Genomic DNA, 12,530 nt, shown 5'->3' with positions numbered 1-12,530 from the left:
GGGTACCGAGGGCCCCGGCTCGCCCCCTCCCACCTGCACCGTCGCCCGTCCCATGCCCGCCGGACGGTCGTCCATTGCCCGCAGGACGGCCATCCGGGGATCCCGGTCGGCGATCCGGGAATGCCGGGCATCATCCGAGTGGTTGGCACACTGGTGGTGATGTGTGGGCCCGGACGGGGCAGCGCACACCGGACAGCAGGCGGGCCGGATGCGGGCCGCCGGAGACGGGCCGCACATAGGAGGCTTCAGCCAGGTGATCCAGCACCCCGTCCGTTCGGTACGCCGCGCCCAGTCGGCCGCGCCCGCGCGCGGCCGCCTCCAGTCGCTGGTCACGGGCCGCCGCCGCCCGCGCCGGATAGCCATGCTCAGCGTGCACACCTCGCCGCTGCACCAGCCCGGCACCGGCGACGCGGGCGGGATGAACGTCTACATCGTGGAGCTGGCCAAGCGCCTGGCCGCGCTCGACGTCGAGGTCGAGGTGTTCACCCGGGCGACCTGCTCGGACGACGCCCCCACGGTCGAGCTGGCGCCCGGCGTCCTGGTGCGGCACGTCACCGCCGGGCCGTACGAGGGCCTGATCAAGGAGGACCTGCCGGCCCAGCTGTGCGCCTTCACCCACGGCGTGCTGCGGACGGAGGCGGGCCACCGCCCCGGCCACTACGACCTCGTGCACTCGCACTACTGGCTGTCCGGGCAGGTCGGCTGGCTGGCCGCCCAGCGCTGGGGCGTGCCGCTGGTGCACACCATGCACACCATGGCGAAGGTGAAGAACGCCGCCCTGGCCGAGGGCGACACGCCCGAGCCCGCGGCGCGGGTGATCGGCGAGACCCAGGTGGTCGAGGCCGCCGATCGGCTGATCGCGAACACCACCGAGGAGGCCGCCGAGCTGGCCCGGCACTACGCGGCGCGCCCCGATCAGCTCGCCGTCGTCCACCCCGGCGTCAACCTCGACGTCTTCCGGCCCGACGGACCGCAGGCGCGGGCCGCCGCGCGGGCCCGGCTGGGCCTGCCGCAGGACGCCGCAGTGCTGCTCTTCGCCGGCCGGATCCAGCCGCTGAAGGCGCCGGACGTGCTGCTGCGCGCCGTCGCCGAACTGGTCGGGCGCCGTCCGGCCCTGCGCGAGCGACTGGTCGTCCCGGTGGTCGGGGGGCCGTCCGGCAGCGGTCTGGCCCGGCCGGAGAGCCTGCACAAGCTCGCCGCCCAGCTGGGCATCTGCGACGTGGTCCGGTTCCACCCGCCGGTCGGCCAGGCGCAGCTCGCGGACTGGTACCGGGCGGCGACGGCCCTCGTGATGCCCTCCCACAGCGAGTCCTTCGGGCTGGTCGCGCTGGAGGCCCAGGCCTGCGGCACGCCCGTGGTGGCGGCCGCGGTCGGCGGCCTGCCGGTCGCGGTGCGCGACGGTGAGACGGGGACGCTGGTCCACGGCCACGACCCGCGGGACTGGTCGCGCGCGCTGGAGCCGTACGTCACGGATCCCGTCCTGGTCGAGCGGCGGGGCGCGGCGGCGGCCCGGCACGCGTCCGCCTTCGGGTGGGACACCGCCGCGGCGACCACCGCCGACGTGTACGCCGGCACGCTGGCCCGCCCGGCCGGCCGCCTCACCACGGCCCGCCGCCGACTGGCCTGACGCGAGCCGTCCGGGCGCGGGCCCCGCTCGCGGTGCCGCAGGACCCCCGCCTGCTGCGCACCGCCCGTACCGCCGAGTAACGTCACCCCCATGGCAACCCGCACCAAGGACGAGGCCCTGACCCTCCTGCGCACCGCCCTGGACGACGCCGGCGTGGCCTGGGAGCCGGCCGCCGCCGACCCGTACACGCTGGTGGCGACCCTCCCGGGCACCCGCAAGCTGAGCACCACCTGCGCCCTGCGGGTCGGCGACCACACGCTGTCGGTCAACGCCTTCGTGATCCGGCGCCCGGACGAGAACCACGAGGCCGTCTACCGCTGGCTGCTGGAGCGCAACACCCGGCTCTACGGCGTCGCCTACGCGATGGACGCGCTCGGCGACGTCTACCTGGCCGGCCGCCTCCCGCTGGAGTCGCTCACCCCGGACGCCGTCGACCGGCTGCTGGGGACGGTGCTGGAGAACGCCGACGAGCCGTTCAACACCCTCCTGGAGCTGGGCTTCGCCTCGGCGATCCGGCGGGAGTGGGAGTGGCGGACCAAGCGCGGGGAGTCCACCCGCAACCTGGCCGCCTTCGCCCACCTGGCCGCCCCGAAGGCCGACTGACCCGGCCCCGCGCAGCGCGCCTCAGGCGCCCGCCGGAGCCTTCGCGACCCCGGCGGGCTCGGCCGCCCCGCCCGGAACCCTCGCGCCCGGAACCTCCGCGCCCGGAACCTCCGCGGCCGCGACCTTCGTGCCCGGGACCTGCGTGACGTCCACCGGCGGCGCCGCCCGCCCGGCCATGCCGCCCGTCCGGCGCCCCAGCACCACGTATCCGAGCGCCGCGGCGCTGCCGAGGGCCGCACACATGCCCCACAGCACCGCCGGCCCGGCCCGGTCGAGCAGCACGCCGCCGGCCCCCGGGCCGAGGAACGACGCGAGCGCCCAGGAGAGCGAGTAGACGCCCTGGTAGCGGCCGCGCGCGTGGGTCGGCGCGAGCTCGGAGACGAGGCTCATCATCGTCGGCGCGTTCAGGATCTCGCCGATCGTCCAGACCGCGACGGAGCCCGCGAAGATCCAGGCGGAGGACCCGGCCAGGGCCGCGAGCCCGAAGCCCCAGCCGGTGAGCAGGCAGCTGGCGATCAGCAGGCCGGTCCGCGGGCGGCCCTCCATCCACCGGGTGAGCGGGATCTGCAGGACCACGATCAGCAGCCCGTTGAGGCCGATGACCAGCCCGTACTCGGTGGACGTGATGCCCGCGTGGCCCATGTCGACGGCCAGGGTGGTGCTGCCCTGCTGGAAGATCAGCGCGAGCACGAGGGTCAGTCCGACGGCCGACATGAACCGGCCGTCCCGGAACACCGTGCCGAGCCCGACCGCGGGCCCCCTCGCCTCGGCGGCCGTCATGGCCGGCTTGGTCTCCGGGATCCGGACGAAGATCACCACGGCGCAGACCAGCGTGCTGAACGCGTCCAGCAGGAATAGCGTGAGGTAGCCGTGGGTGGCGATCAGGCCGGCCGCGGCGGCGGAGAGGCCGAAGCCGATGTTGATCGCCCAGAAGTTCAGCGAGTAGGCCCGGACCCGGTCCTCGGCCGGGACGAGGTCGGCGATGATCGCCGAGGTGGCCGGCCTGGTGGCGTTGTTGCACAGCCCCACCAGGAAGGCCACCACCGCGATCGCCACCGGCCCGTCCGCGAAACCGAGCACGGCGGTGAACAGTGCCGTACCGAGCTGGGCGGCGACCAGCGTCGGCCGGCGCCCGATCCGGTCGGTCAGCACGCCCGCGCCGATCGCCGCGATCGCCGAGCCGAGGCCGAACAGCGAGGCCACCAGGCCCGCGTAGGAGTCCGAGTAGCCCCGCTCGGTGGTCAGGTAGAGGGCGAGGAAGGTGACGACGAAGGCGCCGAGCTTGTTGATCAGCGTCGAGGTCCAGAGCCACCAGAACTGCCGGGGCAGTCCGCCCGTCGTCTCCCGGACGACTCTCCGGATCCGGGCAGGGGCGGGCGGTGCGACGGGCATGTGGGGACTCCCGGAGGCAGGCGTCCGGCGAGCGGTACGGCAGGTCCGCTCAGCCGATAGGCGTAAGTGTCAGAAGCGCGATGCACACATTACTCATGGACAAAGGTCCCGGCCAGGGGTTTTCGGGGCTCCACTAAGCTGGGCGCCATGGCTGACACGACGTACCGACTCATCCTGCTCCGCCACGGCGAGAGCCAGTGGAACCAGAAGAACCTGTTCACCGGTTGGGTCGACGTCGACCTCAACGAGAAGGGCGAGAAGGAGGCCGCCCGCGGCGGCGAGCTCCTGGCCGCCGAGGGTCTGCTGCCCGACGTTCTGCACACCTCGCTGCTGCGCCGCGCGATCCGCACCTCGCAGATCGCCCTGGACAAGGCCGACCGTCACTGGATCCCGGTCAGCCGCAGCTGGCGCCTGAACGAGCGCCACTACGGCGCGCTCCAGGGCAAGGACAAGGCCCAGACCCTGGCCGAGTTCGGCGAGGAGCAGTTCCAGCTGTGGCGTCGTTCCTACGACACTCCGCCGCCGGTCCTGGCCGACGACGCCGAGTACTCGCAGGCCGGCGACGCCCGCTACGCGGACATCCCGAGCGAGCTGCGCCCGCGCACCGAGTGCCTCAAGGACGTCGTCGAGCGGATGCTCCCGTACTGGTACGACGCGATCGTCCCGGACCTCGCCGCCGGCAAGACCGTCCTGGTGACCGCCCACGGCAACAGCCTGCGCGCGCTGGTCAAGCACCTCGACGGCATCTCCGACAACGCCATCGCCGGCCTGAACATCCCGACCGGCATCCCGCTCGTCTACGAGCTCGACGCCGACTTCAAGCCCGTCAACCCGGGCGGCCGCTACCTCGACCCGGAGGCTGCCGCGGCCGCCATCGAGGCGGTCAAGAACCAGGGCAAGAAGTAAGCCACTGGCCGAAGCGGCCCCGTCTCCCGGTTCGCCGGGGGCGGGGCCGCTTGTTGTTCGTCGGCTGTTCAACGATCTTGGCGTGCAAGGGAGTTCACGGTCGGCGGCGAGTCGCCCGAAAGTGGTTCAGACCATTGACGGGCGCGGGCGGGCGCTCCTACCGTGTGGGCATCGGGCTGGCGCAGGCATGCCAAGGATTCCCCGGTCCGGCCGCGCACCCCCACGCGCGCGTCTGCGCTCGGCGCACTCTCCATCCACCCCCACGGAGGAGCACCATGCGCAAACGTCATCTCGTCGGGGCGGCCGTCGCCGCCCTGGCGATCCCGCTCACCCTCGCGCTCCCGGCGCAGTCGCACGGCTACATCTCGACGCCCCCCAGCCGGGCCGCGCTCTGCGGCGCGGAGGTCGTCCAGGACTGCGGCGAGATCCAGTGGGAGCCGCAGAGCGTCGAGGGGCCGAAGGGCTTCCCGTCGGAGGGGCCGGCCGACGGCACCATCTGCTCCGGCGGCAACGGGCGCTTCGCCGAACTGGACGACCCGCGCGGCGGCGCCTGGCCGACCACGCAGGTCACGGCGGGGCGGAGTCTCACCTTCACCTGGACGTTCACCGCCCGGCACGCGACCTCGGGCTTCGAGTACTACCTGACCAAGCCGGGGTACGACCCGACCCGGCCGGTCACCCGCGACGACCTGGACCTGACGCCGTTCCTCACCGTCCCGTACGACGGCTCCCAGGTGCCGCGGAGCGTCAGCCACACCGCGACCCTGCCCGCTGACCGGACCGGCCACCAGGTGATCGTCGCGGTCTGGGACATCGCCGACACCGGCAACGCCTTCTACTCCTGCACCGACGTCCGGTTCTGACGGCCGGCGGCACGCCGGAACCGGACGGCCGAGAGCGCCCGGCCGCGTCCCACGAGCGGCCGGGCGCCCCGGAGCCTCGTCAGTGGCCGCCGCAGCAGCCGCCGGACGCGCCGCCGCACTGGCAGGGCGCGCCGGACTGGCAGCCGCAGCCGCACCCGGGGCCGCATCCGCAGCCGGCCGCGAGGACGGGCAGCAGCTTCGCGGGGGTCGGTTCGACGGTGTCGTGCGCCGGCGCCGGTCGGGTCGGGTTGGCCTTCATCGTGCTGAACCCTCCTTGTGACGGGCACACTTCCGGTGCCTACGCCTTCGAGTGAAGCCGCCGTTCGGAGGGAGCGTCAACGGGCGCGCGGTGGTGGGACGCCGGGGAAACCGTGCGCCCGCACCACCCTCGCCCGAGGTTTAGTCACTCCTCGGAGTGAGCCCGGGAGCTGTGGGGGCGAGTTGCGGGAACCAGCCGCGGGGAGACCCCGCCACCCGACACCCGACACCCGCCAACCGCTCACTGCGCGGCCGAGGCCTCCGAGGACGCGACGAAGTCCGCCACGTGCTCGCCCGTCACCAGGTAGACGACGCGCTTGGCGACGGACACGGCGTGGTCCGCGAAGCGCTCGTAGTAGCGGCCGACGAGGGTGATGTCGACGGCCGTCTCGATGCCGTGGGCCCAGCGGTCGTCGATCAGGTGGGACAGGAGCTCGCGGTGCAGCGTGTCGATGGCGTCGTCGTCCTGCTCCATCTCCAGGGCCTTGTCGACGTCCTTGGTGGCGATCACCAGGCCGGCCTTGGCCACCAGGCGCTGGGCGAGCTGGCCCATCTCCAGGACGGTGGACTGCAGGTCGCCGGGCACCGCCGACTCGGGGTAGCGCATCCGTGCGACCTTGGCGACGTGCCGGGCGAGGTCGCCGCAGCGCTCCAGGTCGGAGCTCATCCGCAGCGACGTGACGACGATGCGCAGGTCGGTCGCGACCGGCTGCTGCCGGGCGAGCAGGTCGATCGCGCGGTTCTCCAGCTCGTGGTGGAGCTCGTTGACCTTCTCGTCGGCCGCGATCACGCTCTCCGCCAGTGCGAGGTCCGCGTCGAGGAGTGCGGTGGTCGCCCGGCCCAGGGCGGAGCCGACCAGCCGGGCCATCTCGACCAGGCTGTCGCCGATCGCATCGAGTTCCTCGTGGTACGCGTCGCGCATGCTCTCTCCTCAGTAGCTGTGTCGGTGGCGGTGCCGACCGGTCATCCCGTACGACCGTCGAGTCGGCGTCCGGGCGACCGCTGCTGGTGCGCGAATGGTACGCGCACCCTCGGGGCGGCGCCCCCGGTTCGGCGCGCCACCCACTCCCACACGGGCTGCACGGCCAACTGTGTGCCGTTTGGGCGACCACGCACGGCCGGTGCGGTGAATCAGCAGCCACGTGAAGGTGAATTCTCGGCAACGGCAGGTCGAGGCCTTGATCCGACCCGTGGGGAACGCCGAGGTCGTGCGCTTACGCTGGCCACATGGACGTGAACGTGGCCGCCGCCGCTGCCTGCGCCATAGCCGGGCTCGGCGTCGGCCTCACGGCCTCCATCGCCTTCCGCTGGAGCGAGCGCGAGCAGGCCAAGGGGAAGTACGGCGGCACCAGTGGCAGGAACCACGGCCGGCACCAGGCGCTGGGTGCCGCCACCCAGGAGCCCCCGCTCCCGCCGGGCGTGGACACCGTGCTGTCGGTGCTGCGCTCCTGCGCGATCGTGCTCGGCGAGGCCGACGAGGTGGTCAAGGCCAGCTCGGCGGCGTACGCCATGGGCCTGGTGCGCGGCGGCGCCGTCGCCGTCGACCCGATGCTCTCGCTCGCCCGCGCCACCCGCCGGGACGGCGAGATCCGCCAGGTCGAGCTGGAGGTGCCGCGCCCCGGCGCGGCGCGCGCCGCCGAGCCGCTCGCGGTCTCGGTCCGGGTCGCCCCGTTGGGCTCCCGGCTGGTGCTGGTGCTGGTCGAGGACCAGACCGAGCGCCGCCGGGTGGAGGCGGTCCGCCGGGACTTCGTGGCCAACGTCAGCCACGAGCTCAAGACCCCGGTCGGCGCCCTGTCCCTGCTCTCCGAGGCGGTCGCGGACGCGGCGGACGATCCGGAGGCCGTCCAGCGCTTTGCCGGCCGCATGCAGATCGAGGCGACCCGGCTGGCCAGCCTGGTCCAGGAGATCATCGATCTGTCCCGGGTCCAGGACGACCGGCTGATGGTCGACCCGGAGCCGGTCGCGGTGGACGAGCTGATCGCCGAGGCGATCGACCGCTGCCGCCAGCAGGCCGCCGCCAAGCAGATCCTGATCGCCGCCGGCGGCATCGCGGGCCTCTACCTGCACGGCAACCGCGGCCAGCTCGCCGCCGCGCTCGGCAACCTGGTCGAGAACGCGGTCAACTACAGCCCGCCCCGCACCCGGGTGGCCATCGCCACCCGCCGGATCTCCAGCGCCGCCGCGCTCGGCGAGGCGGACGGCGAGCTGATCGAGATCTCGGTCACCGACCAGGGCATCGGCATCTCCGAGAAGGACCGCGAGCGGGTCTTCGAGCGCTTCTACCGCGTCGACCCCGCCCGCTCCCGGGCCACGGGCGGAACCGGTCTCGGTCTGTCGATCGTCAAGCACGTCGCCGCCTCGCACGGCGGCACCGTCTCCGTGTGGAGCGTCGAGGGCCAGGGTTCGACCTTCACCATCCGCCTGGCCGCCGGCCAGGCGCCCACCGCCGAGGACCTGGAGGGCCCCCGGGCCGTCGAGGACGCCGACGACGCCGACGACGTCGACGACATGGACGACATGGACGCCAGGGACGACCTCGACGGGTTCGAAGACTCCGACGACCTCGAAGCCGGCGAAGACCCCGAAGACCCTGAAGACCCCCAAGACCCCGAAGGCGCCGCCGAGCACCCCGGCGACGCCGGACGCGCCGGGGGCGGTGACCCCGGCGCCCGCGCCGACGAGCCCGCCGCGGCAGCTCGAACCCTCACTCCGGACCGCGCGGCCACCACGGGCCGCCCGGACCGTTCGCTCCCCGCCGGGGAGCGGGAAGAACCCCTGTCAAAGACAACGCAGCTTGCCCCGGAGGCCTGATCGTGACCCGAGTACTGGTGGTCGAGGACGAGGAGTCGTTCAGCGACGCCCTCTCGTACATGCTCCGCAAGGAGGGCTTCGAGGTGGCCGTCGCCGCCACCGGCCCCGACGCGCTGGAGCAGTTCGAACGCAACGGCGCCGACCTCGTCCTGCTCGACCTGATGCTGCCGGGCCTGCCGGGCACCGAGGTCTGCCGCCAGCTCCGCGTGCGCTCCAACGTCCCGGTGATCATGGTGACCGCCAAGGACAGCGAGATCGACAAGGTCGTCGGTCTGGAGATAGGTGCGGACGACTACGTCACCAAGCCCTACTCCACCCGTGAGCTGGTCGCCCGCATCCGCGCGGTGCTGCGCCGCCGCGGAGAGGACGGCGGCGCCGGCGACAACGGCGGCGGCCCGGGCGCCCTGGAGGCCGGTCCGGTACGGATGGACGTCGACCGGCACGTGGTGACGGTGGACGGCGCCAAGGTCGACCTGCCGCTGAAGGAGTTCGACCTGCTGGAGATGCTGCTGCGCAACGCGGGCCGCGTGCTCACCCGCATGCAGCTGATCGACCGGGTGTGGGGCGCGGACTACGTCGGCGACACCAAGACCCTGGACGTCCACGTGAAGCGCCTGCGCGCCAAGATCGAGCCGGACCCGGGCGCGCCGCGCTACCTGGTCACGGTCCGCGGCCTGGGCTACAAGTTCGAGCCGTAAACCGGCACGGCCACGCGGAAGGCTCCCACCGGCACTCGCCGGAGGGAGCCTTCGCGTCGTTCCCGGCAGGCCCGTGCGGGCCCGCCGGGGACGGTGTGGAGCGGGTGGGGCGTCAGTGCGTGCCGGCGGCCGGCGTGGCCGCACCGGACGCCGTGGCACCGGCGGTGGGGGTGCCGGCGACCGGGACGGTCGGGGTGGCGCCCGCCGCCGGCGTGGCGGCGCCGGTGGCACCGGCGGCCGGGACCGACGCGGTGGCGCCCGGGGTGGCGCCCTTGCCCGGGACGGCGACCGGCGAGGCGGTCGGGCCGAAGCCCTTGTAGATGCCCTTGTCCGGGCTCACGCCGGCCTGGACGTCGACCTTCTGGCCGTCCTTGAACGCGAAGGTCGTCGGCACCAGGCCGCCGACCGTGACGCCCACGGAGGCGAGCTTGGCGGACGGGTTGCCGTCGCCGCCCAGCAGCACGGCGCCGCCGGCCGGGACGACGATGCTGGTCAGCGGGGCGCCCGCGGCGTCCGCGAAGGTGGCGGCACTGCTGCCGACGGTGAGCGACTGCAGCTCGACCGGAGCGGGCCCGGTGTTGCTGATGTTCACCGTCACGTTGGCGGGGCCGGTGGTGTCGCCGGAGGTGTCCGTCCCGGTGACGACGACGATGTTGTTCAACCGGACGTTCGTGCCGAGCGTCGCCGCGGCGCTGTCCGGCTTGATCTGCAGGGTGTCCGGCTTGTCGCCGGCCGCGCAGGAGGACAGCGAGGCGATGGCGAGGACGGCGAGGGCGGCGATGCTGCCGCGTCGAAGGCTGCGGCTCACGGCGGCGGCTTCTCCCTAGGTCACGTGTCGGTAGGTCAGGTCTCAGATTATCGACCTCACTTATGCGGTCCTCACGGGGTGGTCCCCGTGTCGCACTCCCGGGGGCGCCACGGGGTCCGTCCGGCCGCACCATGGCGTGCTCGCGCCACGTGTTCGCGCCACGCGACCGCGCCGTCCCGGATCCGGCCGGGATCCGCCCCGGCCCTGTCCCGGGCCGTCCGGCGGGCCGTTCGGGGTGGCGACGTGCGGACAAGCTTCGACCAAGATCGAATAACGATCCGGAAACGGCCCGATAAACGGCGAAAACTCAAGATCCAATCATGGTTTCGGGAGTGTCGCGACAGGTTTCGCCGGACGCCGGAACCGCCTCCGACCTGCGGGAAGCCGCTCTCGAACATCGGTCGCAGCACGTCATGGGGGTGCTTGTCAAGCCCCGAGACCCGCCCTGACCTGCGAAAACGCCCTTCGGGTGCGCCGAAAAGCGTGTTATTCTGGAAAGCCACGGAAGGGGTCCTGTCACATGACGTTCAAGGTTGGCGACACGGTGGTCTACCCCCATCACGGGGCCGCGCTGATCGAGGCCATCGAAATTCGCCAGATCAAAGGTGTGGACAAGACCTACCTGGTGCTCAAGGTGCAGCAGGGAGACCTGACGCTCCGCGTGCCCGCCGAGAACGCGGAGTTCGTCGGCGTGCGCGATGTGGTCGGCCAGGAAGGTCTGGACCGGGTCTTCGAGGTGCTGCGCGCACCGTACACCGAAGAGCCGACCAACTGGTCCCGTCGCTACAAGGCGAACCTCGAGAAGCTCGCCTCGGGCGATGTCATCAAGGTCGCCGAGGTCGTCCGCGACCTGTGGCGTCGCGAGCGCGAGCGCGGCCTGTCGGCCGGCGAGAAGCGCATGCTCGCCAAGGCGCGCCAGATCCTCGTCAGCGAGCTCGCGCTTGCCGAGAACACCAACGAGGACAAGGCGGAGACGCTGCTCGACGAGGTCCTCGCCTCGTAGTGCGGTCGGGCTGCCGCCCGACGCTCCGCCCGAACGCTCACAGCGCCCGGTGCCGGCGCGCCGCTCCCGGAGGGATCCGGGAAGCGGTGCAGTGGCACTTCGGGCGCTGAGGCGTGTCCGGACTACGCCTCCCGCCCGAGCCGGTCCAGGCCTGCAAGACCGTTTCTGCGGATCGTGTGGGCCGCGGACCGGGTGATTCTTCGGAAGGGGTCCGTGCGCCCGTCGTGCACGCCATGGCCATACCCACTTCGCCGAAGGAGTGAAACCTGAACGCGTCAGCAGCAGTCGCAGCAGCAGTGGTGCCCGCCGCCGGACGTGGTGAGCGGCTCGGGCCCGGCGCCCCGAAGGCCCTGCGGGAACTGGGTGGTGTGCCGCTCCTGGTGCACGCCGTCCGGGCCCTGGCCCGCAGCCGGGCGGTCGGCCTGGTCGTGGTCGCCGCGCCGGCCGACGGCGTGGCGGAGGTCGTCGCCCTGCTGGACACCCACGGGCTGGACGGCAAGGACATCCGCGTGGTGGCTGGCGGCGCGACCCGCCAGGAGTCCGTCCGGCTCGGCCTGGCCGCGATCCCCGAGGACGTCGGGATCGTCCTGGTGCACGACGCCGCCCGTCCGCTCGTCCCGGTCGAGGTGGTGGACGCGGTCGCGGCCGCCGTCCGCGCCGGGGCCGAGGCGGTGGTGCCCGCCGTGCCGCTGGCCGACACCGTGAAGCGGGTCGAGCCGAACCCAGGCGGTGTCGAGCCCGTCCTCGACACGCCCGACCGCGCCACGCTGCGCGCCGTGCAGACCCCGCAGGGCTTCGACCGGGCCACCCTGGCCGAGGTGCACGCCAAGGCGCTGGCCGAGGAGGCCGCGGGCGGTACCGGTGTGCCGCCGGTGACCGACGACGCCGGCCTGGTGGAGCGCTTCGGCGGCCGGGTCGTCGTGGTGCCCGGTCACGAGGAGGCCTTCAAGGTCACCCGTCCGCTGGACCTCGTGCTCGCCGAGGCCGTACTCGCCCGCAGGAGGGCCGCCGATGCCTACTGACCCGACCGTCCCCGTCGTCCCCCGCGTGGGCGTCGGCACCGACGTGCACGCCTTCGAGGCCGGCCGCCCGCTGTGGGTGGCCGGACTGGAGTGGCCGGACGCCGAGTTCGGGCTCTGCGGGCACTCGGACGCCGACGTGGCCGCGCACGCCGCGTGCGACGCGCTGTTCTCGGCCGCCGGGATCGGTGACCTGGGCGCCCACTTCGGCACCGACCGCCCCGAGTGGGCCGGCGCGTCCGGGGTGAAGCTGCTCGGCGAGGCGGCCCGGCTGGTGCGCGAGGCGGGCTTCGAGATCGGCAACGTCTCGGTCCAGGTGATCGGCGTCCGCCCGAAGATCGGCAAGCGTCGGGCCGAGGCGCAGGCCGCGCTGTCGGAGGCGGTCGGCGCGCCGGTGTCCGTCTCCGGCACGACCACCGACGGCCTCGGTCTCACCGGCCGGGCCGAGGGACTGGCCGCGGTCGCCACCGCCTTGGTGTACGAACGGCGTTGAGCGCGGGCTGGTCCGTGGGCGGGGAATCACCCGGGGCTGACGAGTGTTC

The 12,530-nt window shown here is 73.3% G+C and carries 13 protein-coding genes; 9 read left to right on the top strand and 4 right to left on the bottom strand.

Annotated features, from left to right (window positions below; genetic code table 11):
• Window positions 1-253: 253 nt before the first annotated feature.
• The gene (mshA, locus tag PUR71_RS28435) at window positions 254-1,627 is read left to right on the top strand and encodes a D-inositol-3-phosphate glycosyltransferase (protein WP_443077601.1); all 1,374 of its coding nucleotides are present in this window, start codon (window positions 254-256) and stop codon (window positions 1,625-1,627) included.
• Between the two features lie 90 nt (window positions 1,628-1,717).
• On the top strand, window positions 1,718-2,230 hold the full coding sequence (locus PUR71_RS28430) for a YbjN domain-containing protein (RefSeq protein ID WP_329929999.1): 513 nt from the start codon (window positions 1,718-1,720) through the stop codon (window positions 2,228-2,230).
• Window positions 2,231-2,251: 21 nt separating this feature from the next.
• Here the strand turns inward: PUR71_RS28430 and PUR71_RS28425 are convergent, their stop codons facing one another.
• The gene (locus tag PUR71_RS28425) at window positions 2,252-3,622 is read right to left on the bottom strand and encodes an MDR family MFS transporter (protein WP_329929998.1); all 1,371 of its coding nucleotides are present in this window, start codon (window positions 3,620-3,622) and stop codon (window positions 2,252-2,254) included.
• A gap of 147 nt (window positions 3,623-3,769) precedes the next feature.
• Between PUR71_RS28425 and PUR71_RS28420 the strand changes: the two genes are divergently transcribed.
• Entirely contained in the window at window positions 3,770-4,528 is a 759-nt protein-coding gene (locus PUR71_RS28420) for a phosphoglyceromutase (protein WP_329929997.1), read from the top strand.
• 275 nt (window positions 4,529-4,803) lie between these two features.
• Window positions 4,804-5,391, top strand: a complete 588-nt coding sequence (locus PUR71_RS28415; protein ID WP_329929996.1) for a lytic polysaccharide monooxygenase auxiliary activity family 9 protein — start codon at window positions 4,804-4,806, stop codon at window positions 5,389-5,391.
• Window positions 5,392-5,470: 79 nt separating this feature from the next.
• On the opposite strand, the gene PUR71_RS28410 is transcribed toward PUR71_RS28415, so the two are convergent.
• On the bottom strand, window positions 5,471-5,650 hold the full coding sequence (locus tag PUR71_RS28410; protein WP_329929995.1) for a hypothetical protein: 180 nt from the start codon (window positions 5,648-5,650) through the stop codon (window positions 5,471-5,473).
• Between the two features lie 240 nt (window positions 5,651-5,890).
• Window positions 5,891-6,571, bottom strand: a complete 681-nt coding sequence (phoU, locus tag PUR71_RS28405) for a phosphate signaling complex protein PhoU (RefSeq protein WP_329929994.1) — start codon at window positions 6,569-6,571, stop codon at window positions 5,891-5,893.
• A 305-nt stretch (window positions 6,572-6,876) separates the two neighbouring features.
• Here phoU and PUR71_RS28400 point away from each other — a divergent pair, with 305 nt between their 5' ends.
• Window positions 6,877-8,460 carry a sensor histidine kinase gene (locus PUR71_RS28400; RefSeq protein ID WP_329929993.1) on the top strand — a complete coding sequence of 528 codons (1,584 nt, stop codon included), beginning with the start codon at window positions 6,877-6,879 and terminating at the stop codon, window positions 8,458-8,460.
• 2 nt (window positions 8,461-8,462) lie between these two features.
• Window positions 8,463-9,158 (top strand): response regulator transcription factor, encoded by a 696-nt coding sequence (locus tag PUR71_RS28395; protein WP_031069385.1) that lies wholly within the window; start codon window positions 8,463-8,465, stop codon window positions 9,156-9,158.
• 112 nt (window positions 9,159-9,270) lie between these two features.
• Here PUR71_RS28395 and PUR71_RS28390 read toward each other — a convergent pair whose 3' ends face one another.
• On the bottom strand, window positions 9,271-9,966 hold the full coding sequence (locus PUR71_RS28390; RefSeq protein ID WP_329929992.1) for a DUF461 domain-containing protein: 696 nt from the start codon (window positions 9,964-9,966) through the stop codon (window positions 9,271-9,273).
• Between the two features lie 520 nt (window positions 9,967-10,486).
• Here PUR71_RS28390 and PUR71_RS28385 point away from each other — a divergent pair.
• From PUR71_RS28385 to ispF, 3 genes are all read left to right on the top strand, one after another.
• Entirely contained in the window at window positions 10,487-10,969 is a 483-nt protein-coding gene (locus tag PUR71_RS28385) for a CarD family transcriptional regulator (RefSeq protein ID WP_030244332.1), read from the top strand.
• Window positions 10,970-11,235: 266 nt separating this feature from the next.
• The gene (gene ispD / locus PUR71_RS28380; protein WP_329930208.1) at window positions 11,236-11,991 is read left to right on the top strand and encodes a 2-C-methyl-D-erythritol 4-phosphate cytidylyltransferase; all 756 of its coding nucleotides are present in this window, start codon (window positions 11,236-11,238) and stop codon (window positions 11,989-11,991) included.
• On the top strand, window positions 11,981-12,481 hold the full coding sequence (ispF, locus tag PUR71_RS28375; RefSeq protein WP_329929991.1) for a 2-C-methyl-D-erythritol 2,4-cyclodiphosphate synthase: 501 nt from the start codon (window positions 11,981-11,983) through the stop codon (window positions 12,479-12,481). Before ispD ends, ispF begins: the two co-directional genes overlap by 11 nt.
• Window positions 12,482-12,530 lie beyond the last annotated feature (49 nt).

Origin of the sequence: Streptomyces sp. SP17BM10 (assembly GCF_036322405.1) — a bacterium.
GTDB lineage: Bacteria > Actinomycetota > Actinomycetes > Streptomycetales > Streptomycetaceae > Kitasatospora.
Note: the sequence above shows the minus strand (reverse complement) of the source record. Positions and strands in the feature narration are given on the sequence as shown.